We start from the raw sequence: 16,402 nt of genomic DNA on the forward strand, positions 1-16,402 counted from the left end.
GTGACGCCCTTGGCGAAGCGCCCATCGCAGGACTAGGGTTGGATTGCCGTCGGGGGGACGGTGATCGAGAGACGACCCTATGATCCGCATCGTTTCCGCCGCCGCCATCGCGCTCGCGCTCGCCGCCTGTCAGCCTGCCGGTCGCGGAGAAGGCGAGCCGACGGCCGGTCAGGTGACCCTGCCTTCGGGCGACGCCGTGCCGGCGACCTATGACTGGCATTTCGTGGCGCACGGCGGGTCGGGCGACCTGGACTTCGGCGACGGCGACTGGGCCGAGGGGGTCAGCGTCTTCGGCATGTCCTGCCTGCCGCAGTCGAAAACCGTCGCACTGACCTGGGGCTATGAGGAGGAGGCGGTGCTGACGTCGGGCACCGCGACGGGCACCTTCCAGCCAGGTGCGAGCGCGCCGACCGACCACCCGGTGATCACCGCCCTGAAGGCCAGCGGCGCCATCGACGTGGGCCTCAGCGGCGCGGACATGCGGCTGGTCGCCAAGGAGTCAGGCAAGGGCGCGATCGCCGCCTTCTTCGACTATTGCGACACGGGCAAGGACCCGACCTATTCCGTCGAGGAGGCCGAGGCCGAGGATGAGGCCAGGGCGGCGGCAGCAGCCACGGCGCCCGCCGCGGAAGCGGATCCTGCGGCCGAGGCTGCTGCGATCGAAGCGCCGAAGACCTAGAAGGTCACCACCAGCCGGACGACCTCGCCGGCGTGCAGCCGGTCGAAGCCCGCGTTGATGTCGTCGAGCGCGATGGTTCCGCTCATCAGCCGGTCCACGGGCAGGCGGCCCTGGCGGTAGAGGGCGACGTAGCGGGGGATGTCGCGGCCGGGCACGCAGGTCCCGATGTAGGAGCCTTTCAGCGTGCGCTCCTCCCCTACGAGTGAGACGACATTGACCGGCAGGGCGGCGTCGGGCGGGGGCAGGCCGGCGGTGATCGTGGTACCGCCGCGCCGGGTCATCTTCCAGGCGGCTTCGAGGGCGCGGACCGAACCGGCCATCTCGAACACGAAGTCGGCGCCGCCGTTGGTCAGGGCGCGGACCTGATCTACCGCGTCGGGATCGGCGGCATTGACGGTCTGGACCGGACCGAGGGTGCGGGCGAGGGTCAGCTTGTCCTCGGACAGGTCCACCGCGATCACGGGCGTGGCGCCTGAGGCCAGGGCGCCGAGCACGCTGGCGAGGCCGACGCCGCCGAGGCCGACGACGACCGCGCTCTGGCCCGCCCTGAGCCGGGCCGTGTTCACGACCGCGCCGACGCCGGTCAGGACCGCACAGCCGAACAGGGCCGCCTCGGCGAAGGAGAGGGCCGGGTCGATCTTCACCAGCGAGCGGCGCGAGACCACGGCGCGCTCGGCGAAGGCGGAACAGCCGAGGTGGTGGTTGAGGGTTTCGTCGTGGTGATGGATGCGTTTGCCGCCGGTCAGGAGCTCGCCCTTGCCATTGGCGGCGGCCCCGGGCTCGCAAAGGGCGGGGCGACCCTCTGCGCACGGATTGCAGTGACCGCACGACGGCATGAAGACCATGACGACGTGGTCGCCGACGACCAGGTCGGTGACGCCTTCGCCGAGCGCCTCGACCACGCCCGCCGCTTCGTGACCCAGGGCCATGGGCATGGGGCGGGGGCGGTCGCCGTTAATGACGGAAAGGTCGGAGTGGCACAGGCCCGCGGCCTTGATGGCGACGAGGACCTCCCCCGGGCCGGGCGGGTCGAGGGTCACGGTCTCGATCGAGAGCGGACGGCTGTCGGCATAGGGGCGAGCGGCGCCCATGGCGCGCAGGACGGCGGCGCGGGTGGTGGTCCGGGTCATGAGCAGCCTCGTCGGAAACGCGCGGTTCGCCTTCGATAGGCGCTTGACGCGACGGAGGCCAAGCCCGAGCGTTGCACGAGGATCGGCGATCAAGCCGGCGCTGCGTGGGACGAAAACAGAATGCCGAAACGCGACGAGGGGCCGCTGGCCGACCGGGCGACCTACAAGGCCTATCATACGGTCTCGACGCGCTGGGCGGACAACGACCAGTACGGCCACATCAACAACGCCAAATTCTACGAGTTCGTGGACTCGGCGGTGAACGCCCACCTGATCATCGGCGGGGGGCTGAAGGAATCGATCGGCCTCGTGGTCGATTCGGGCTGCCGCTACACCTCGTCGCTGGCGTTCCCGGATGTCATCGAGGTCGGGATCAAGGTCGACCATATCGGCACGTCGAGCGTCAAATACGGCTTCGCCGTCTTCCGTCGTGGCGTGGCCGAGCCCGCCGCCATCGGCCATTTCGTGCACGTCTATGTCGACGCCGAAACGCGCCGGCCCAAGCCGCTGCCGGCGGTGCTGCGGAGCGTGGTCGAGAACCTGAGGGCGGGGTGAGGCCTTTACCCCCGCGTCGCGGTCCAGCTAGGTTGATCGTCCGGGCCTGATCGCGGGCGCCCGGATACAGGCGATGTCCGCCCAAGACCCGCTCCCGTCCGCCTGACCGGCGGCAAGGAGCGCCCATGGCCTCGTCCATCCCCGTTCCGCCCACGCCGGGGGATTCAGAGGCCAGGCCGCCGCGTCTGAGCCTGTTCGAGCTGTTCGCGAAATTCCTCGGCTTCGGCCTGCTGGCCTTCGGCGGGCCAGCGGCGCAGATCGCCATGCTGAAGCGCGAACTGGTGGAAGGCGAGGGCTGGATCTCGCCGCAGAGGTTCAATCGGTTGCTGGCGGTGATGCAGGTGTTGCCGGGACCGGAGGCGCACGAGCTCTGCGTGCATCTGGGCATGCGGGCGCGTGGCCGGTGGGGCGGACTGCTCGCCGGACTGGGGTTCATGCTGCCCGGTTTCGTGTTGATGATGGCGCTGGCCTGGCTCTATTTCCGCATCGATTTCGACCGGGGCTGGCTGGCGGCCGCCCTGTTCGGGGTGCAGGCGGCGGTGATCGCCCTGATCGTGCAGGCGGTCGAGAAGATCGGCCGGCACGCGTTGACGGACATCTGGTTGTGGGGGATCGGCGCGGCCTGCGCGGCGGCGGCCCTGTCGGGCGTTCCGTTCTGGATCACCTTGCCGGCGGCGGGGCTGGTCTATGCGGCGGCACGAGGCGGGCGGATCTGGTGAGCGGCAGGTAGCGCGGTGCTGGCGCTCGCTGCGGGCGTCTGGGCCGCTCAGGTCGCGGGCGGGACGCCGCCGCCGGCCTTCACCGGCGGCGCGCCGGACGCGCCGGGCGAGGTGGCCGTACTGTTGCTGTTTCTCAGCGGGCTGAAGGCCGGACTGCTGACCTTCGGCGGCGCCTATACGGCCATTCCGTTCCTGAGGACCGATATGGTGGGCCGCGGCTGGCTGGGCGACGGGGCCTTCCTGGACGGGCTCGCGCTGTCGGGGGTGCTGCCGGCGCCCCTGATAATCTTCTCGACCTTCGTTGGCTATGTCGCCGGGGGTCCGCTGGGCGCGCTGGCGATCACGGCCGGGATCTTCCTGCCCGCTTTCGCCTTCTCGATGATCTTCTACGACCGGCTGGAGACGGTGGTCGACGACGAGCGTCTCAAGTCGGCGCTCGAAGGCGTCGCGGCCGGGGTCACCGGCCTGATCGCCGTGACGGCGGCGCAACTGGGCTGGGGCCTGCTGTCGAGCGTGGATCCGACGTGGAGCGGTCGGGGGTTGGGGATCGCCATCGGCATGGCGAGCCTGGTCGTTTTCTTCCGCTGGAAGAGCCCGTTCGCCGCCCCGGTGGTGCTGGCGGCGGCCGGCGCGCTCGCGGTTCTGGCGACCTAGTTGTCGTCCATGTAGCCCATCAGGGCCAGGGCCCCGACGGCGGTGAGGACGCCGATGGCGAAGGCCGCGACGATGGAGCCTGTGGCGACGGCGGTCGACACCGTCACGGGACGGCCCTCGTACCATTCGACGATCTCGGCGTCGTCGAGATCGTCCTCGAGATAGGCGTCGGCGTCGTGCAGGGGATTGTCGGACATGGTCAAGCTCCGTCGGTGGCTGCCTTAATCCCCCGCAGGGTCGCCGGTTCCAGCGACCGATTGGTGACAGAACAGCGCGGGCGGGCTAGACGGCCCCAACCAACGCACGGAACGCGCTCAAGCAGCGAGATCCGGGCTCAAGTAGCAAGACGTAGCTTGTCCTCCGGCCGATCGCAGATCGGACCGGGGGGCGCGTCGAGCGATAGCGCACTGAAGAGATAACAATGGCCGGCCATTCCAAGTTCAAGAACATCATGCACCGCAAGGGACGCGCCGATGCGTCCCGCTCCAAACTGTTCTCCAAGCTGTCGCGCGACATCACCGTGGCGGCCAAATCGGGGATGCCCGACGTCGCCCTGAACCCGCGACTGCGCCTTGCGGTCAACAACGCCAAGGCCGAGAGCCTGCCCAAGGACGTGATCCAGCGGGCCATCAACAAGGCGTCCGGCGGCGACGTCGATACGATGGAGGAGGTCCGCTATGAGGGCCGGGGTCCCGGCGGGGTCGGCATCATCGTCGAGGCTCTGACTGACAACCGCAACCGCGCCAACTCCAACATCGGCACGGCGTTCAAGAAGAACGGCGGGGCGCTGGGCGAGATGAACTCGGTCGCCTTCATGTGGGACAAGGTCGGCAAGATCACCTACGCCGCCGAGGCCGGGAGCGAGGACGCCGTCATGGAGGCCGCCATCGAGGCAGGCGCCCAGGACGTCGAATCCGACCTGGTGAAGCCCGACATCTACGAGGACGCGCCGGGTCACACGATCTGGACCGCCTTCGAGGATCTGAACGAGGTCGCCGAGGCCATGTCCAAGATCCTGGGCGACGCAAAGTCCACCGCCATCGTCTGGAAGCCCCAGACCGAGGTGCCCGTGACCGGCGAGCATGTCGGGACGCTGATGCGGCTGCTCGACGCTCTGGACGCCGAGGACGATGTCTCGATGGTCTATTCCAACGAGGACATCTCCGACGAAGAGATGGCGAAGTTCGCGGGCTGACTGTCCACAGCCGTACAGGATCGCCGGTATCGACACTCCTGACGCTGACCGTTAATCATTCCTTAACGGGAGGGGGCGGCTCGATTCGAGACGCCTGCATCAGGCGTCATCCGCCCGTCAACGGGGGCGTTATGACGATGTTGTCCAGGATTGATCGCGTTCTGTCACGGACCGGCAAGAGCGCCCAGGGCGTCGCGCCGTCCATCGACGAGCGGGAGAGCGGCGGCGACGCCGCCGGCGTGATCGGCGAACGGTTCGAGACCATTCAGGACAGCCTCGACCAGTTGTCGGACATGGCGCGCCGGTTCGGGACCTTCGAGAGCCTGCTGGCGCAGCTGCGGGATCCGCTGGAGGCGGAGTTTCGGTCGCGGCGCGACGGCCACGTCGAACTGATCAACCTGCGCGCTGCCAGTATCGACAACGGAGCCCGCCTGGAGGCTGCGACCGTCGAGGTGCGCAAGCTGGCCGACGCCCTGGCCGAGAGCGAGGCGCGGGCGGAAGACCTGGCGGCGCGGCTCGGCGAACAGACCGCGGCTTCGCAGGAAGCCCGGGTCGAGGCCGATCGTCTGCGCAGCGAACTGTCGCTGGCGACCGGCAAGATCGAGGCGCTCGAGACGGGTGAACGCGTCTCCGGTCAGCGGATCAAGGAACTTGAACAGGACCAGGAGGCTCTGCGCACCCAGTTGAAGCAGGCCGAGACCCTGCGCACCGACTCCGAGGCCGGCCGGGCGCAGATCCAGCGCGATCATGCCCTGGCCTCCGAAGAGAACACCGTCCTTCGTCGTCGCGTGGACGAGGTCTCGGCCGAGATCGCCGCCCTGGCCCGATCGTCCGCCGCCAGCGAAGGCCAGCTGGCCACCGAACGCGCCCGCTCGGCCTCCGAGCAGAGCGAAGCCGCCCGCGCCCTGCGCACGCTGGAGAACCAGACCGAGGCCGCACGGGCCGAGATCGCCTCCCTGTCGTCGCGGCTCGATACGGCCACGGCCCGCGCCAACGGGCTGGAAGTCCTGAACACCGAACAGGCGTCGCGTCTGAGCGAGCTGCAGACCGGCTCGCACGGGACTGAGCGCAAGGCCGAACAGCTGCAGGTCAGCCTGGACCGCGCCATGGAGCGCATCCGCGGCCTGGAGGCCGAGACCGAAGAGACCCGCCAGCGCCTGGCCGGGATGGAGGTGGCCCGCCTCGCCGCCGTCGACCGCGCCGAGACCCTGGCCAAGGCCGCGACCACCCACGAGAAGGCCATTGCCCGCGCCGAGGACCGGATGCTGAAGATCCAGGCCAAGCTTGCGGCGGCGCAGGACGAGCACCACGCCAAGGCTCAGGCCATGATCCAGCAGGCCGCCGCCCTGCGCGCGGAGCTGGAAGGCGCCCGGGCTGAGGCCGCGATGTCGTCGGCCGCGCTGGACGCCGCCCGTCGCGAACGCGGCGGCCGGCCCGCTCCGGTCGAAAGCGGATCAGTTCAGCCCATCGTGGCCTGAGTTTGGCGGCGGTCGGGGGTGGTGGTAATCTCCACGCCATGACCGTGCATGTGACCATCGAGATGGATGAGGCCGTGAAGGCCAAGCTGGATGCGTTCTCCAGCGCCAGAGGCCGAGCAGCCGGTGAACTGCTGGTGGAAGCGGCGGAGCTTATTGCTCGCGAGCATGATGCTCTGGAGGCCGCGATCGTCGAAGCGGAAGCCTCTCTGGCGGCGGGCAAAGGCATCCCGCATGAGGAGGTCGTTGCCCGGCTGCACGCACGGCGAGCCCGATGGACGCACGCCGCTTGAGGCTGATCTGGACGCCGGAAGCGGAAGCTGATCTGGAAGAGGGCGTCAACTACATCGCGCGAGACAATGTCTCGGCCGCCATCGCGACAGAAGATCGAGTTCTGGAAGCAGCGGATGGGCTGCGTGATTTCCCCAGCAAGGGGCGGGGTCGTCCCGACGGCAGACGGGAATTGGTGGTCGCCGCCACGCCCTTCCTGCTCGTCTACCGGACGGAGCTCGACTGTGTTCTTGTTCTGCGCGTCTGGCACACGAGCCGCGAACCGTTCAGCTGACCGGCGCGAGTCGTTCGCACGGAACCGGCGCCCTGCGGCGGGCGTATCGGGGCTTCACTGTTCGCGCCGGAGCCGCCCCATGGACATCACCCAGCTGATCCTCGACGACCACGCCGAGCAACGGCGGCTGTTCTCGATCCTCGAACAGATCGATCCGAAGGACATCGAGGCGCTGACGGCGGTCTGGTCGCGGCTGAAGGCGTTCCTGGATGTCCACGCCGAGGCCGAGGAGCGGTTCTTCTATCCCGAGCTGCTTAAACTGGGCGAGGGGGCGAACGACGCCGAGGACGGGACGGTCGAGGGCGAGACCGAGGACGCCATCGAGGACCACAACAAGCTGCGCGACGCGGTCAAGGCGGTCGAGACCTATCCCGTCGGCACCGGCGCCTGGATCGAGGCGGTGGGCAAGGCGAACGTCGTCAACTCCAAACATATGGGCGAGGAGGAGCGCCAAGGCCTGACAGATTTCCGCCGCCATGCCTCGATGCAGACGCGCCACGATCTGGCGGTACAGTTCGCTGCCTTCGAGGCGGATCACATCACGGGCGTGAAGGCGGTGAACAAGGACCCCGAGGCCTATATCGAGGCCAAAGGCTGAGCCGCCTCAGTCCTGCATGCCGTAGCGCTTCACGATCTCGAACAGGAAGTCGCGGCCCTCGTAGAGGGAGCGGACGCGGATTCGTTCGTTGAGGCCGTGGGCGCCGCCGCCGTCGGGATCGCCGAACATGCCGGTGACGCCATAGGTCGGGATGCCCGCCGCATTGGTGAAGCGGCCGTCGGTGGCCCCCGTCGCCATGGTCGGCAGGATCGGCACGTTGGGCCACATCTCACCCGCGACCTCGCGGATCGGACCCATGACGGCGTCGGACAGCGCCGGCGGCGGGGCGGTCGGGCTGGGGCGGCCGACGGGGGTGATGGAGATGGCGGCATTGTCCATCAGCCGGGTCAGTTCCGCCTGGGTCTCGGCCACCGTATGGCCGGGCAGGATGCGGCAGTTGATGTTGACGGTGACCTTCTGTGGCTGGGCGTTCGGGGCGTGGCCGCCGTCGATCAGGGTCGGGATACAGGTGGTGCGCAGGGTCGCGTTCCAAGACGGATTGGCGGCCGAGACGCGGGCGGCGGCCTCCGCATCGGGACCGGCGGGGGCGCTGATGGCGCGCATGTCGGCGGCGTGTTGCGGCTGGGTCCCGGCCAGAGCCGCGAAATAGGCGCGGGTGACCGGGTTCAGCTCGAGCGGAAAATCAAAGCCGCCGACGCGGGCGAGACCCGCCGCCATGGCGACGATGGCGTTATCCTTCCTTGGGCGCGAGGAGTGGCCGCCGGGGTTGGTCAGCTCGAGCGTATAGTCCTGATAGATCTTTTCGCCCGCCTGGACGGCGAGGGCGAGGCGATTGCCCTGATCGTCGAGCAGACCGCCGGCGCCTTCGTTCAGGGCGAAACCGGCCTGAAGGGTCTCGGGGTGTTCGGCCAGCAGCCATTCGACGCCGTTGTGGACGTCGGCGGTCTCCTCGCCGCAGGTCAGGGCGATCCTGATGTCACGGGCGGGGGCGAACCCCTCCTGCCTGAGCCGCACCAGGGTATCGACCCAGACCGAGGCCTGGGCTTTGTCGTCCGAGGCGCCGCGCGCGTAGAAATAGCCGCCCTCCTCGACCAGGGTGAAGGGATCGCGGGTCCAGTCGGCGGGATTGGCCTCGACCACGTCGATGTGGGCGAGCAGCAGGAGGGCGGGCGCGTCGGGGTTCGAGCCGTGCAGGGTGGCGACCAGATTGCCGTCCTTCGGCCGGTCCGCCGGGGCGAGGACGCGGACGTCGGCGGCCGGATAACCGGCGGCGGTCAGGCGGGCGCCCATCCGCTCGGCGGCCATGGTGCAGCTGCCTTCGGACAGGGTGGTGTTGGTCTCGACCAGTTCCTCGTAGAGGGCGCGGAAGGCGAGCTGGTCGGGGCGGGGCGCCGGCGCGGTCTGGGCCTTGCTGGAGGTGGCGATGGCGAGGGCCACGCCGAAGACGACGGCGATGACGCCCACGCCGATCAGCAGGCGCTGGCGGCTCTTGCGGACCGCCGCATAGACGGGCTCATCGAGGTAGTAGAAGCCGGCCCGGGCCTGACGGATGGCGTTCTGGCGCAGCAGGCCGCGCAGGGCGAGTCTGGCCAGGTTCCTGTCGGGCGCCAGGGGGATGGCCCTGTCGGGCGAGAAGGCCTCGGCGGCCCGCAGCGCCTCGATCATCCGGCGCTCTGCCCGCATCCTCTGGGCCGCGATGACGGCGCCGGCTGTGTTCGACATGATGGATCCCTCTCGTTCGGCGTCGAAGCTAGCGTGAAGCCGCGCCCTTGTCCCGCTCCGGATCACGGCGGACTTGCATGCGGCGACATCAGGGGACTAGCGTGAAGATTCGTCAGTTCCCGGAGCGTATTTGGTGTTCGATCTGAATCTTCTGTGGCCCGTCGCTGCGGCGATGACGGCGGGCGGCCTTATCGGCGTGGAGCGGACCTATCACGGCCACCCGGCCGGGTTCCGGACCCATATCCTGGTCTGTCTGACCTCGTGCCTGCTGATGCTGGCGGCGATGCACCAGTCGACCTGGGCGTTTACGGCCTTGCCGGGCCAGACGGTCGTCATCGACCCGACCCGGATGTCGCACGGCCTGCTGACCGGCATCGGCTTCCTGTGCGCCGGGGTGATCTTCCGCGAGGGGTTTTCCGTGCACGGCCTGACCACGGCGGCGTCGCTGTGGGTGACCTCGGCCATCGGGGTGCTGTTCGGAGTGGGGATGCTGGACCTGGCCCTGCTGGGGTCGGGCGCCACCCTGGGCGTGCTGGGGATTCTGCGGGTGCTGGACGCGAAGCTGCCGCATGTCGGGGTGATGGACGTAACCCTGCGCTGGAAGCGTGGCGAAGCGCCCAACGGCGTGGCCGTGCGCGAGCTGCTGCGCTTCAGGGGGGTCAAGGTGGTGCGTCTGGGGCATGTGATGAGCCACGACGGAGCCATCCATGAGCATCATCTCAAGGTGAAGGGGCATGTGCCTATCGACATCGACGGCCTGGTGACCCAGCTCAGCGCCGAGGACGGCCTGGCCGGCTTCTCGATCCTGCCGCGCGAGGAGTGACGGCGGTCATTGTCCGTCAACCTTGTTTGGGGCATGACTGGAACGAATGACGAACAGCATGATTCATCAAGGCGGGGGGACTCGAATTCTGGGACTGGACCCCGGCCTGCGCCGCACCGGCTGGGGTGTGATCGTGGCCGAGGGCTCGCGGCTGCGCTGGATCGCGCACGGGGTGGTCGCCCCGCCGGAGGGGGCGCCGCTGTCGGAACGGTTGCTGTGGCTTCTCGAGAAAGTGGGTGAGGTCTGCGCCGCCTATTCCTGCGACGAGGCGGCGATCGAGGAGGTGTTCGTCAATGTGAACCCGTCCTCGACCCTGAAGCTGGGTCATGCGCGGGCGGCGGTGATGCTGGCCCCGGCGCAGGCCGGGCTGTCGGTGGCGGAGTATTCGCCCAATCTCATCAAGAAGGCGGTGGTCGGGGCCGGCCACGCCGACAAGAGCCAGATCGCCTTCATGGTGAAGCGGCTGTTGCCCCAGTCCTGCCAAGGGGCCGCCGGGGACGTGAAGGCAGACGCCGCCGATGCGCTGGCGGTGGCCATCACCCATGCGCAGCTGCGCAAGCGGGCCCTGCTGGAGGCCCTGGCATGATCGGCCGTATCGAACTGTCTCCTCCCCGTAGCGCAGCGATGGGGAGGTGGCTCGGAGCGCAGCGGAGAGACGGAGGGGTTCTTCGTCGGCGGCAAGACCCCCTCCGTCAGCTCGCGAGGGGCTCGCTGCCACCTCCCCACGCCTGGGGCGCAGGGAGGGGACGAGGATGATCGGGCGGCTGAGAGGGGTTCTGGCCGAAGTCGAGGAGGGGCATTGCCTGATCGACTGCGCGGGGGTGGGCTATGTGGTGACGTGCGGGGCGCGGACGCTGCAGCGACTGCCGGCGCCGGGCGACGAGGCGACCCTGCATATCGAATCAAGCTGGTCGGCGGAGAACGGGCCGCGCCTGTACGGCTTCCTGACGCGGGACGAGCGGCGGGCCTTCACGACCCTGACCGGGATTCAGGGGGTTGGGCCGAAGGCGGCGCTGTCGGTGCTGGACGTCCTGCCGCCGGGCGAACTGGCGAGCGCGGTCGCGCGGGACGACAAGGCGGCGATCGGGCGAGCGAACGGGGTGGGTCCGAAACTGGCGCTGAGAATCGTGACCGAGCTGAAAGGCAAGTCGCTGGGGGATGTGTCGTTCACGCCGAGCGCGGCGGGCATGCATGCCGAGATCGCGCCGCCGGTTCCGAGCGTGACGGGCGAGGCCGTGTCGGCCCTGCTGGGGCTGGGCGTGGCCGAGGTCAATGCACGCCGGGCCGTGGATCAGGCGCTGATCCGGCTGGGCGATGACGCCGAACTGTCGGCCGTGATCCGGGCCGCGTTACAGGAGCTGGGGCGGTGAGGGACATCAACATCCCTTCTCCCCTTGCGGGAGAAGGTGGCAGCCGAAGGCTGACGGATGAGGGGTCACGCGGGCGGCTGGAGTGGGCTCGGCCAATGCAGAGGGTTGAGGTCAGCGTGACCCCTCATCCGACCTCGCTTCGCTCGGCCACCTTCTCCCGCAAGGGGAGAAGGGCAGTATGACTGACGACCGCATCATCTCGCCCGAGCCCGCCCCCGGCGAGGCCTATGACCGCGCCCTGCGGCCCCAGACCCTGTCGGAGTTCGTGGGCCAGGAGCAGGCCAAGGGCAATCTGAAGATCTTCATCGACGCGGCGCGGGGGCGGGGCGAGGCGCTGGACCATGTGCTGCTGTTCGGGCCGCCGGGACTGGGCAAGACGACCCTGGCGCAGATCGTGTCGCGGGAGCTGGGCGTGGGGTTCCGGGCGACGAGCGGCCCGATCCTGGCCAAGGCGGGGGATCTGGCGGCCATACTGACCAATCTCGAACCGCGCGACGTCCTGTTCATCGACGAGATCCACCGGCTGGCCCCGACGGTGGAGGAGATCCTCTATCCGGCGATGGAGGACCATGTGCTGGATCTGATCATCGGCGAGGGACCGTCGGCGCGGTCGGTGCGGATCGATCTGGCGCCCTTCACCCTGGTGGGAGCCACGACGCGGGCGGGTCTTCTGGCGACGCCGCTGCGCGACCGGTTCGGGATTCCGCTGCGGCTCGAATTCTACACGCCCGAGGAACTGGTGAGGGTCATCACCGGGGCCGCCCGGAAGATGGGAACGGGGATCAATGACGAGGGCGCGCGCGAGATCGCTTCACGGGCGCGAGGCACGCCGCGCGTGGCGGGGCGGCTGCTGCGCCGGGTGCGGGACTTCGCCGAGGCGGAGGGGGCGGCGGTGATCGACAGCATCGTGGCGGCGCGGGCGCTGTCGCGGCTGGAGATCGACGAGGCGGGGCTCGATGCGAACGACCGTCGCTTCCTGAAGGCCCTGATCGAGAATTACGGCGGCGGACCGGTCGGGATGGACACGCTGGCGGCGGCGATCGCCGAGGCGCGCGACGCGGTCGAGGATGTGATCGAGCCCTATCTGCTGCAACAGGGCTTCATCCAGCGCACGCCGCGCGGACGGATGGCCTGCGCGAAAGCCTATGCGCATCTGGGCCTGACAGAGCCGCCGAAGCCTCCGACGGCGCAGGGCGTGGGGCAGGGCGGCCTGTTCGAGTGAGCATCGACTTTGATCCGGCCAAGGACGCCCGCCGAAGAGGGCGACGACTGGCGTGAGCGCATGGCCGAAGCCCTGAACGAAGCAGCCCGTAAGAAACACGCCGCCTGACGGATCAGGGCGCGTTCGGGATCAGGCGGTAGTTCAGGGCCTGGATCGACCACGGCGTGGTTGTGGCCAGCAGGACCCGGCCCGAGATACGGCCGTTGGCGCAGGTCCAGTCGAAGACACCGGACACGGCGTCCTCGTCGCGTAGCTTCGGGAGGGCCAGGGCGGCGACGGTGGCGGTCAGGCTGCGATGCATGGCGTTTCCCTCCAACGGCGCACAGCTAACGCTTCGCTCGCATGGCGCGCCAGATAACTTTTGCGAGCGGCTTGCCAAGCGCCGGGCGCGGGACTTTGGTGTCGGCGAACCGGAGACAGCCCATGATCCTTCGCGCGCTTGCCGCCTTGTCCGTCATCCTCGGCGCAGGCCTGACGGCCGAACCCGCCCTCGCCGCCGATCCGGTGTTCACCGACACCGCCTGCCCGGCCGAGTGGCCGACCGGGGTGCGCGAGGTTCGCTGCTGCACGCTGACGGTCGACGAGGCGCGTGACGGGTCGAGCGAGCGGCGGATCGACGTCGCGGTGGTGATCGTCAAGGCGTCGACGCCGTATCGCGACGCGTCGGGGCATCGGCTGCCGCCGGTGGTGAATTTCCACGGCGGGCCGGGCGGGGCCTCGACGCCGGGGGTCGGGCGGATGCTGCAGGCCGCGCAGCAGAACCCGGACGCCCTGGCGGTCGATCAGGACATGATCTTCTTCGACCAGAGGGGCGGCGGGCGGGGCAAGCCATCGATGGACTGTCCGGGCGTCGAACTGACCGACGCCGGGCCGCCCTCGGACGAGGATCGCGACGGGCTGATCGCCTGTCTGCGCGACTATCAGGCTCAGGGGATCGATCTGAACTGGTACAACGCCGCCGCCATCGCCGACGATGTGCGCGACCTGGTCCAGGTGCTGGGGCTGGAGAAGATCGACCTGCGCGGCGGATCCTACGGGCCCCGGATCGAGGCCGCCGTCATCACCCATCAGCCGCAGATGGTGCGCGCCGTGGTGATGGACAGCCCGTGGCCGCCCGAGGGCAACTGGGCCGTGGGCACGCCGGAGCAGGTGTCCACGGCCGTGCGGATCATCCTCGCGAAGTGCGCGGCCCAGGCGGAATGCAGCGCCCGCTATCCCGACATGCAGGCCCGGTTCGAGACCGAGGCGCGACGCTGGCTGAGCGGGCCGGTGACCGGCAAGGACGGGCGGACCTTCAATGTCGACGATCTGTCCGCCTTCCTGATGGACACGACCTACAGCCGTGTCGGCGTGCGTCGCCTGCCGGCCGATCTGGACAGGATCATCGCCGGCGACCTGACACCCGTCGCCGAGAGCGCCGGGAACCGGACCTATTATTTCGAAGGCCAGCACATGGCCCACCTGTGCAAGGAGGAGCTGCCGTTCGAGTCGAGGGCGCGGCTGGCGGCCGGAGCGGCGGGGGATCCGGTTGCGGAGGTTCTCGTTCCATCCCTGTCGCGGCTGTTCGACGTTTGCGACGCCATCGGCGAGCGGCCGGCCGACCCGATCGAGAATGCGCCGGTCGTGACCGACATCCCGACCCTGTTCGTCGCCGCCGAGATCGATCCCGGCTGCCCGCCGGCCCTGACCGAGGCCGCCGCACGCGGCTACGCCAACAGCCAGGTCGTCATCGTGACCAACGCCACCCACGGGGTGATCAACGCCAGCCCCTGTACGCGCAGGATGGCGCGGGACTTCCTGCGCGACCCGTCGGCGCCGGTGGACCGCAGCTGTCTGCCGGCCGCCGACACGCCGCTGGACTTCACCTTGGGCCTGCCGGCCGCATGACCGACCTTCCCACCGCCGGCCGCTTCGAGGGCCGCGCGCACCTGTTGCCGCTGCGGGTCTATTACGAGGACACCGACTTCACCGGGGTGGTCTATCACGCCAACTATGTGCGGTATTTCGAGCGCGGGCGGTCGGATTTCCTGAGGCTGGCGGGCATCGGCCATGCGCAGCTGCTGGAGATCGATCCGCCGCTGGCCTTCGTGATCGCAGAGATGAAACTGCAGTTCGTCAAATCGGCGCGGATCGACGACGCCCTGGTGGTGCGCACCACCTATGACGCGATCAAGGGCGTGCGGCTGATGATCTCCCAGGTGATCGAGCGGGACGGGCAGGCGCTGTGCCGGGCCGATGTCACCGCCGTCTGCATCCACCTGAACGGTCGGCCGCGACGTCCGACCAGGGCGCTGGTCGAGGCGGTGACGCCCTGGCTGGCGCAACCGGGCGACGCTGGCTAGACTCCGTCGGCGCCCGTTTCCGTGGCTGTCCAGCCGCAGACCGGCGGTCGTCAGGAATCGACGGCCACTCCATCGGCCCTTCGGCCATAGAACCGCCACGCCACGTGGCTCGATAGAATCCGACCGTTCTCCCCAGGATCCGCCCATGACTGTCGCCGCCACTGTCGCCTCCGAGGCCTCGATGCTTAACCCGGTGACCCTGTTCCTGACCGCCGACTGGGTGGTGAAGAGCGTCATGGTCGGGCTGGCCGTCGCCTCGGTGTGGTCGTGGACGGTCATCATCGACAAGGCGTTCCGCTTCACCGCCCTGAACACCCAGGCGAACGCCTTCGAAAAGGCTATCGCCTCGGGCCGGTCGCTGGAAGATGTGGCGGCCCAGGCGGGACCGGAGCCCGCCCACGCCCTGCCGCGCATGCTGGTGATCGCCCTGTCGGACTGGCGCGAGACGCGTCGCAAGGGTCCGATGACAGATACAGAGGGCAATCTCCTGATCTCGCGCATCGACCGCAGCATCGATTCCCTGATCGCGCGCGAGGGCCAGCGGATCGAGGAAGGCCTGGGCGTACTGTCAGTGGTCGCCACGGCCTCGCCCTTCATCGGCCTGTTCGGCACGGTCTGGGGCATCATGAACGCCTTCGGGCGGATCGCGGCGGCGGGAAACACCAATTTGACGACGGTCGCACCGGCCATCGCCGAGGCCCTGTTCGCTACGGCCGTGGGTCTGGCGGCGGCCATCCCGGCCTATATCGCCTACAACAAGTTCTCGATCGACGCGGGCAAGTTCACCGGCCGGCTTGAGAGCTTCGCCGACGACCTGCAGGCCGCCGTGGCGCGCCGTCTGGGCGGAGGCTCGGCCCCGGTCGCTCCGCCGCCCCCGCCGCCGTCCGCTCCCGACCTGTCCTTCCGCCGGAGCGTCTGAGCCATGGCGATGGGTGGAGGCGGCGGCGGCGGCCACGTTCGGGGCCGACGCCGCGCCCGCAAGCGGCCGCTGAGCGAGATCAATGTCACGCCGCTGGTGGATGTGATGCTGGTGCTGCTGATCATCTTCATGATCTCGGCGCCGCTGCTGACCGTCGGCGTTCCGGTGGAGCTGCCCAAGACCGAGGCCAGCGCGGTCGAGACCGACAAGCCGCCGGTGACGGTGTCGATCGACCGGGAGGGCGCGATCTTCGTCCAGCGCGACGAGACGGCCTATGACGCCCTGACCGACCGGGTCGCGGATGCGGCCGATGGCGTGGACCGCAAGGAGCTGTCGATCTTCGTCCGGGCCGACGGACGCGCGCCTTACCAGGCCGTGGCGCGGGTCATGGCGCGGCTGTCGGCGGCCGGCTTCACCAAGCTGAACCTGATCACCGACACGGCGGAACCGGCTCCGGGCGGGGGAGGCTGAGC

At 69.2% G+C, this 16,402-nt stretch carries 21 protein-coding genes; 17 read left to right on the forward strand and 4 right to left on the reverse strand.

Annotated elements, in window-relative coordinates; all coding sequences use genetic code 11:
• Positions 1–79 precede the first annotated feature (79 nt).
• A complete protein-coding gene (locus ACP7AZ_RS06140; RefSeq protein WP_426037087.1) occupies positions 80–679 on the forward strand; it encodes a hypothetical protein in 600 nt (199 codons plus the stop codon).
• On the opposite strand, the gene ACP7AZ_RS06145 is transcribed toward ACP7AZ_RS06140, so the two are convergent.
• On the reverse strand, positions 676–1,809 hold the full coding sequence (locus ACP7AZ_RS06145; protein WP_426037089.1) for a zinc-dependent alcohol dehydrogenase family protein: 1,134 nt from the start codon (positions 1,807–1,809) through the stop codon (positions 676–678). The two genes, ACP7AZ_RS06140 and ACP7AZ_RS06145, sit on opposite strands and share 4 nt — an antisense overlap.
• Before the next feature lie 120 nt (positions 1,810–1,929).
• Here ACP7AZ_RS06145 and ACP7AZ_RS06150 point away from each other — a divergent pair, with 120 nt between their 5' ends.
• From ACP7AZ_RS06150 to ACP7AZ_RS06160, 3 genes are all read left to right on the forward strand, one after another.
• On the forward strand, positions 1,930–2,364 hold the full coding sequence (locus ACP7AZ_RS06150) for an acyl-CoA thioesterase (RefSeq protein WP_426037091.1): 435 nt from the start codon (positions 1,930–1,932) through the stop codon (positions 2,362–2,364).
• Between the two features lie 125 nt (positions 2,365–2,489).
• Positions 2,490–3,083 carry a chromate efflux transporter gene (gene chrA, locus ACP7AZ_RS06155; RefSeq protein ID WP_426037093.1) on the forward strand — a complete coding sequence of 198 codons (594 nt, stop codon included), beginning with the start codon at positions 2,490–2,492 and terminating at the stop codon, positions 3,081–3,083.
• Between the two features lie 15 nt (positions 3,084–3,098).
• The gene (locus ACP7AZ_RS06160; protein WP_426037095.1) at positions 3,099–3,737 is read left to right on the forward strand and encodes a chromate transporter; all 639 of its coding nucleotides are present in this window, start codon (positions 3,099–3,101) and stop codon (positions 3,735–3,737) included.
• On the opposite strand, the gene ACP7AZ_RS06165 is transcribed toward ACP7AZ_RS06160, so the two are convergent.
• Positions 3,734–3,934 (reverse strand): hypothetical protein, encoded by a 201-nt coding sequence (locus tag ACP7AZ_RS06165; protein WP_426037097.1) that lies wholly within the window; start codon positions 3,932–3,934, stop codon positions 3,734–3,736. The genes ACP7AZ_RS06160 and ACP7AZ_RS06165 overlap by 4 nt on opposite strands.
• A 224-nt stretch (positions 3,935–4,158) precedes the next feature.
• Here ACP7AZ_RS06165 and ACP7AZ_RS06170 point away from each other — a divergent pair, with 224 nt between their 5' ends.
• From ACP7AZ_RS06170 to ACP7AZ_RS06190, 5 genes are all read left to right on the forward strand, one after another.
• Positions 4,159–4,932 (forward strand): YebC/PmpR family DNA-binding transcriptional regulator, encoded by a 774-nt coding sequence (locus tag ACP7AZ_RS06170; protein WP_303694213.1) that lies wholly within the window; start codon positions 4,159–4,161, stop codon positions 4,930–4,932.
• A 131-nt stretch (positions 4,933–5,063) separates the two neighbouring features.
• On the forward strand, positions 5,064–6,410 hold the full coding sequence (locus ACP7AZ_RS06175; RefSeq protein WP_426037099.1) for a hypothetical protein: 1,347 nt from the start codon (positions 5,064–5,066) through the stop codon (positions 6,408–6,410).
• Positions 6,411–6,448: 38 nt separating this feature from the next.
• Positions 6,449–6,700, forward strand: a complete 252-nt coding sequence (locus ACP7AZ_RS06180; protein WP_426037101.1) for a CopG family ribbon-helix-helix protein — start codon at positions 6,449–6,451, stop codon at positions 6,698–6,700.
• Positions 6,682–6,972, forward strand: a complete 291-nt coding sequence (locus tag ACP7AZ_RS06185) for a type II toxin-antitoxin system RelE/ParE family toxin (protein ID WP_426037103.1) — start codon at positions 6,682–6,684, stop codon at positions 6,970–6,972. Before ACP7AZ_RS06180 ends, ACP7AZ_RS06185 begins: the two co-directional genes overlap by 19 nt.
• A 79-nt stretch (positions 6,973–7,051) precedes the next feature.
• Positions 7,052–7,570: a hemerythrin domain-containing protein gene (locus ACP7AZ_RS06190; RefSeq protein ID WP_426037105.1), complete on the forward strand. Its 519-nt coding sequence runs from the start codon at positions 7,052–7,054 to the stop codon at positions 7,568–7,570.
• Positions 7,571–7,576: 6 nt separating this feature from the next.
• Here the strand turns inward: ACP7AZ_RS06190 and ACP7AZ_RS06195 are convergent, their stop codons facing one another.
• Positions 7,577–9,253 carry a M20/M25/M40 family metallo-hydrolase gene (locus tag ACP7AZ_RS06195; protein ID WP_426037107.1) on the reverse strand — a complete coding sequence of 559 codons (1,677 nt, stop codon included), beginning with the start codon at positions 9,251–9,253 and terminating at the stop codon, positions 7,577–7,579.
• Positions 9,254–9,386: 133 nt separating this feature from the next.
• Between ACP7AZ_RS06195 and ACP7AZ_RS06200 the strand changes: the two genes are divergently transcribed.
• The 4 genes from ACP7AZ_RS06200 to ruvB all read left to right on the forward strand — a co-directional run bounded on the left by ACP7AZ_RS06200 (position 9,387) and on the right by ruvB (position 12,668).
• Entirely contained in the window at positions 9,387–10,076 is a 690-nt protein-coding gene (locus tag ACP7AZ_RS06200) for an MgtC/SapB family protein (protein WP_426037109.1), read from the forward strand.
• A gap of 58 nt (positions 10,077–10,134) precedes the next feature.
• Entirely contained in the window at positions 10,135–10,662 is a 528-nt protein-coding gene (gene ruvC, locus ACP7AZ_RS06205; protein ID WP_426037111.1) for a crossover junction endodeoxyribonuclease RuvC, read from the forward strand.
• Between the two features lie 166 nt (positions 10,663–10,828).
• Positions 10,829–11,446, forward strand: coding sequence for a Holliday junction branch migration protein RuvA (gene ruvA, locus ACP7AZ_RS06210; protein ID WP_426037113.1), 618 nt, complete (start codon positions 10,829–10,831; stop codon positions 11,444–11,446).
• A 178-nt stretch (positions 11,447–11,624) separates the two neighbouring features.
• Entirely contained in the window at positions 11,625–12,668 is a 1,044-nt protein-coding gene (gene ruvB, locus ACP7AZ_RS06215; protein WP_426037115.1) for a Holliday junction branch migration DNA helicase RuvB, read from the forward strand.
• 112 nt (positions 12,669–12,780) lie between these two features.
• Here ruvB and ACP7AZ_RS06220 read toward each other — a convergent pair whose 3' ends face one another.
• The gene (locus ACP7AZ_RS06220; protein ID WP_426037117.1) at positions 12,781–12,969 is read right to left on the reverse strand and encodes a hypothetical protein; all 189 of its coding nucleotides are present in this window, start codon (positions 12,967–12,969) and stop codon (positions 12,781–12,783) included.
• 122 nt (positions 12,970–13,091) lie between these two features.
• Here ACP7AZ_RS06220 and ACP7AZ_RS06225 point away from each other — a divergent pair, with 122 nt between their 5' ends.
• From ACP7AZ_RS06225 to ACP7AZ_RS06240, 4 genes are all read left to right on the forward strand, one after another.
• Positions 13,092–14,555 carry an alpha/beta hydrolase gene (locus tag ACP7AZ_RS06225; protein ID WP_426037119.1) on the forward strand — a complete coding sequence of 488 codons (1,464 nt, stop codon included), beginning with the start codon at positions 13,092–13,094 and terminating at the stop codon, positions 14,553–14,555.
• Entirely contained in the window at positions 14,552–15,010 is a 459-nt protein-coding gene (locus ACP7AZ_RS06230; protein ID WP_426037121.1) for a YbgC/FadM family acyl-CoA thioesterase, read from the forward strand. Before ACP7AZ_RS06225 ends, ACP7AZ_RS06230 begins: the two co-directional genes overlap by 4 nt.
• Before the next feature lie 145 nt (positions 15,011–15,155).
• Positions 15,156–15,929: a protein TolQ gene (gene tolQ, locus ACP7AZ_RS06235; protein WP_426037123.1), complete on the forward strand. Its 774-nt coding sequence runs from the start codon at positions 15,156–15,158 to the stop codon at positions 15,927–15,929.
• Between the two features lie 3 nt (positions 15,930–15,932).
• Positions 15,933–16,400 (forward strand): ExbD/TolR family protein, encoded by a 468-nt coding sequence (locus tag ACP7AZ_RS06240; RefSeq protein ID WP_426037125.1) that lies wholly within the window; start codon positions 15,933–15,935, stop codon positions 16,398–16,400.
• Positions 16,401–16,402 lie beyond the last annotated feature (2 nt).

Origin of the sequence: Brevundimonas sp. DC300-4 (genome assembly GCF_049897365.1) — a bacterium.
Classification (GTDB): Bacteria; Pseudomonadota; Alphaproteobacteria; order Caulobacterales; family Caulobacteraceae; genus Brevundimonas.

What these genes read in the sequence shown, in the direction of transcription:
- ACP7AZ_RS06140 (WP_426037087.1), top strand. Translation starts at nt 80, where the DNA reads ATGATCCGCATCGTTTCCGCCGCCGCCATCGCGCTCGCGCTCGCCGCC.
- ACP7AZ_RS06145 (WP_426037089.1), bottom strand. Translation starts at nt 1,809, where the DNA reads ATGACCCGGACCACCACCCGCGCCGCCGTCCTGCGCGCCATGGGCGCC.
- ACP7AZ_RS06150 (WP_426037091.1), top strand. Translation starts at nt 1,930, where the DNA reads ATGCCGAAACGCGACGAGGGGCCGCTGGCCGACCGGGCGACCTACAAG.
- chrA (WP_426037093.1), top strand. Translation starts at nt 2,490, where the DNA reads ATGGCCTCGTCCATCCCCGTTCCGCCCACGCCGGGGGATTCAGAGGCC.
- ACP7AZ_RS06165 (WP_426037097.1), bottom strand. Translation starts at nt 3,934, where the DNA reads ATGTCCGACAATCCCCTGCACGACGCCGACGCCTATCTCGAGGACGAT.
- ACP7AZ_RS06170 (WP_303694213.1), top strand. Translation starts at nt 4,159, where the DNA reads ATGGCCGGCCATTCCAAGTTCAAGAACATCATGCACCGCAAGGGACGC.
- ACP7AZ_RS06175 (WP_426037099.1), top strand. Translation starts at nt 5,064, where the DNA reads ATGACGATGTTGTCCAGGATTGATCGCGTTCTGTCACGGACCGGCAAG.
- ACP7AZ_RS06180 (WP_426037101.1), top strand. Translation starts at nt 6,449, where the DNA reads ATGACCGTGCATGTGACCATCGAGATGGATGAGGCCGTGAAGGCCAAG.
- ACP7AZ_RS06185 (WP_426037103.1), top strand. Translation starts at nt 6,682, where the DNA reads ATGGACGCACGCCGCTTGAGGCTGATCTGGACGCCGGAAGCGGAAGCT.
- ACP7AZ_RS06190 (WP_426037105.1), top strand. Translation starts at nt 7,052, where the DNA reads ATGGACATCACCCAGCTGATCCTCGACGACCACGCCGAGCAACGGCGG.
- ACP7AZ_RS06195 (WP_426037107.1), bottom strand. Translation starts at nt 9,253, where the DNA reads ATGTCGAACACAGCCGGCGCCGTCATCGCGGCCCAGAGGATGCGGGCA.
- ruvC (WP_426037111.1), top strand. Translation starts at nt 10,135, where the DNA reads ATGATTCATCAAGGCGGGGGGACTCGAATTCTGGGACTGGACCCCGGC.
- ruvA (WP_426037113.1), top strand. Translation starts at nt 10,829, where the DNA reads ATGATCGGGCGGCTGAGAGGGGTTCTGGCCGAAGTCGAGGAGGGGCAT.
- ruvB (WP_426037115.1), top strand. Translation starts at nt 11,625, where the DNA reads ATGACTGACGACCGCATCATCTCGCCCGAGCCCGCCCCCGGCGAGGCC.
- ACP7AZ_RS06220 (WP_426037117.1), bottom strand. Translation starts at nt 12,969, where the DNA reads ATGCATCGCAGCCTGACCGCCACCGTCGCCGCCCTGGCCCTCCCGAAG.
- ACP7AZ_RS06225 (WP_426037119.1), top strand. Translation starts at nt 13,092, where the DNA reads ATGATCCTTCGCGCGCTTGCCGCCTTGTCCGTCATCCTCGGCGCAGGC.
- ACP7AZ_RS06230 (WP_426037121.1), top strand. Translation starts at nt 14,552, where the DNA reads ATGACCGACCTTCCCACCGCCGGCCGCTTCGAGGGCCGCGCGCACCTG.
- tolQ (WP_426037123.1), top strand. Translation starts at nt 15,156, where the DNA reads ATGACTGTCGCCGCCACTGTCGCCTCCGAGGCCTCGATGCTTAACCCG.
- ACP7AZ_RS06240 (WP_426037125.1), top strand. Translation starts at nt 15,933, where the DNA reads ATGGCGATGGGTGGAGGCGGCGGCGGCGGCCACGTTCGGGGCCGACGC.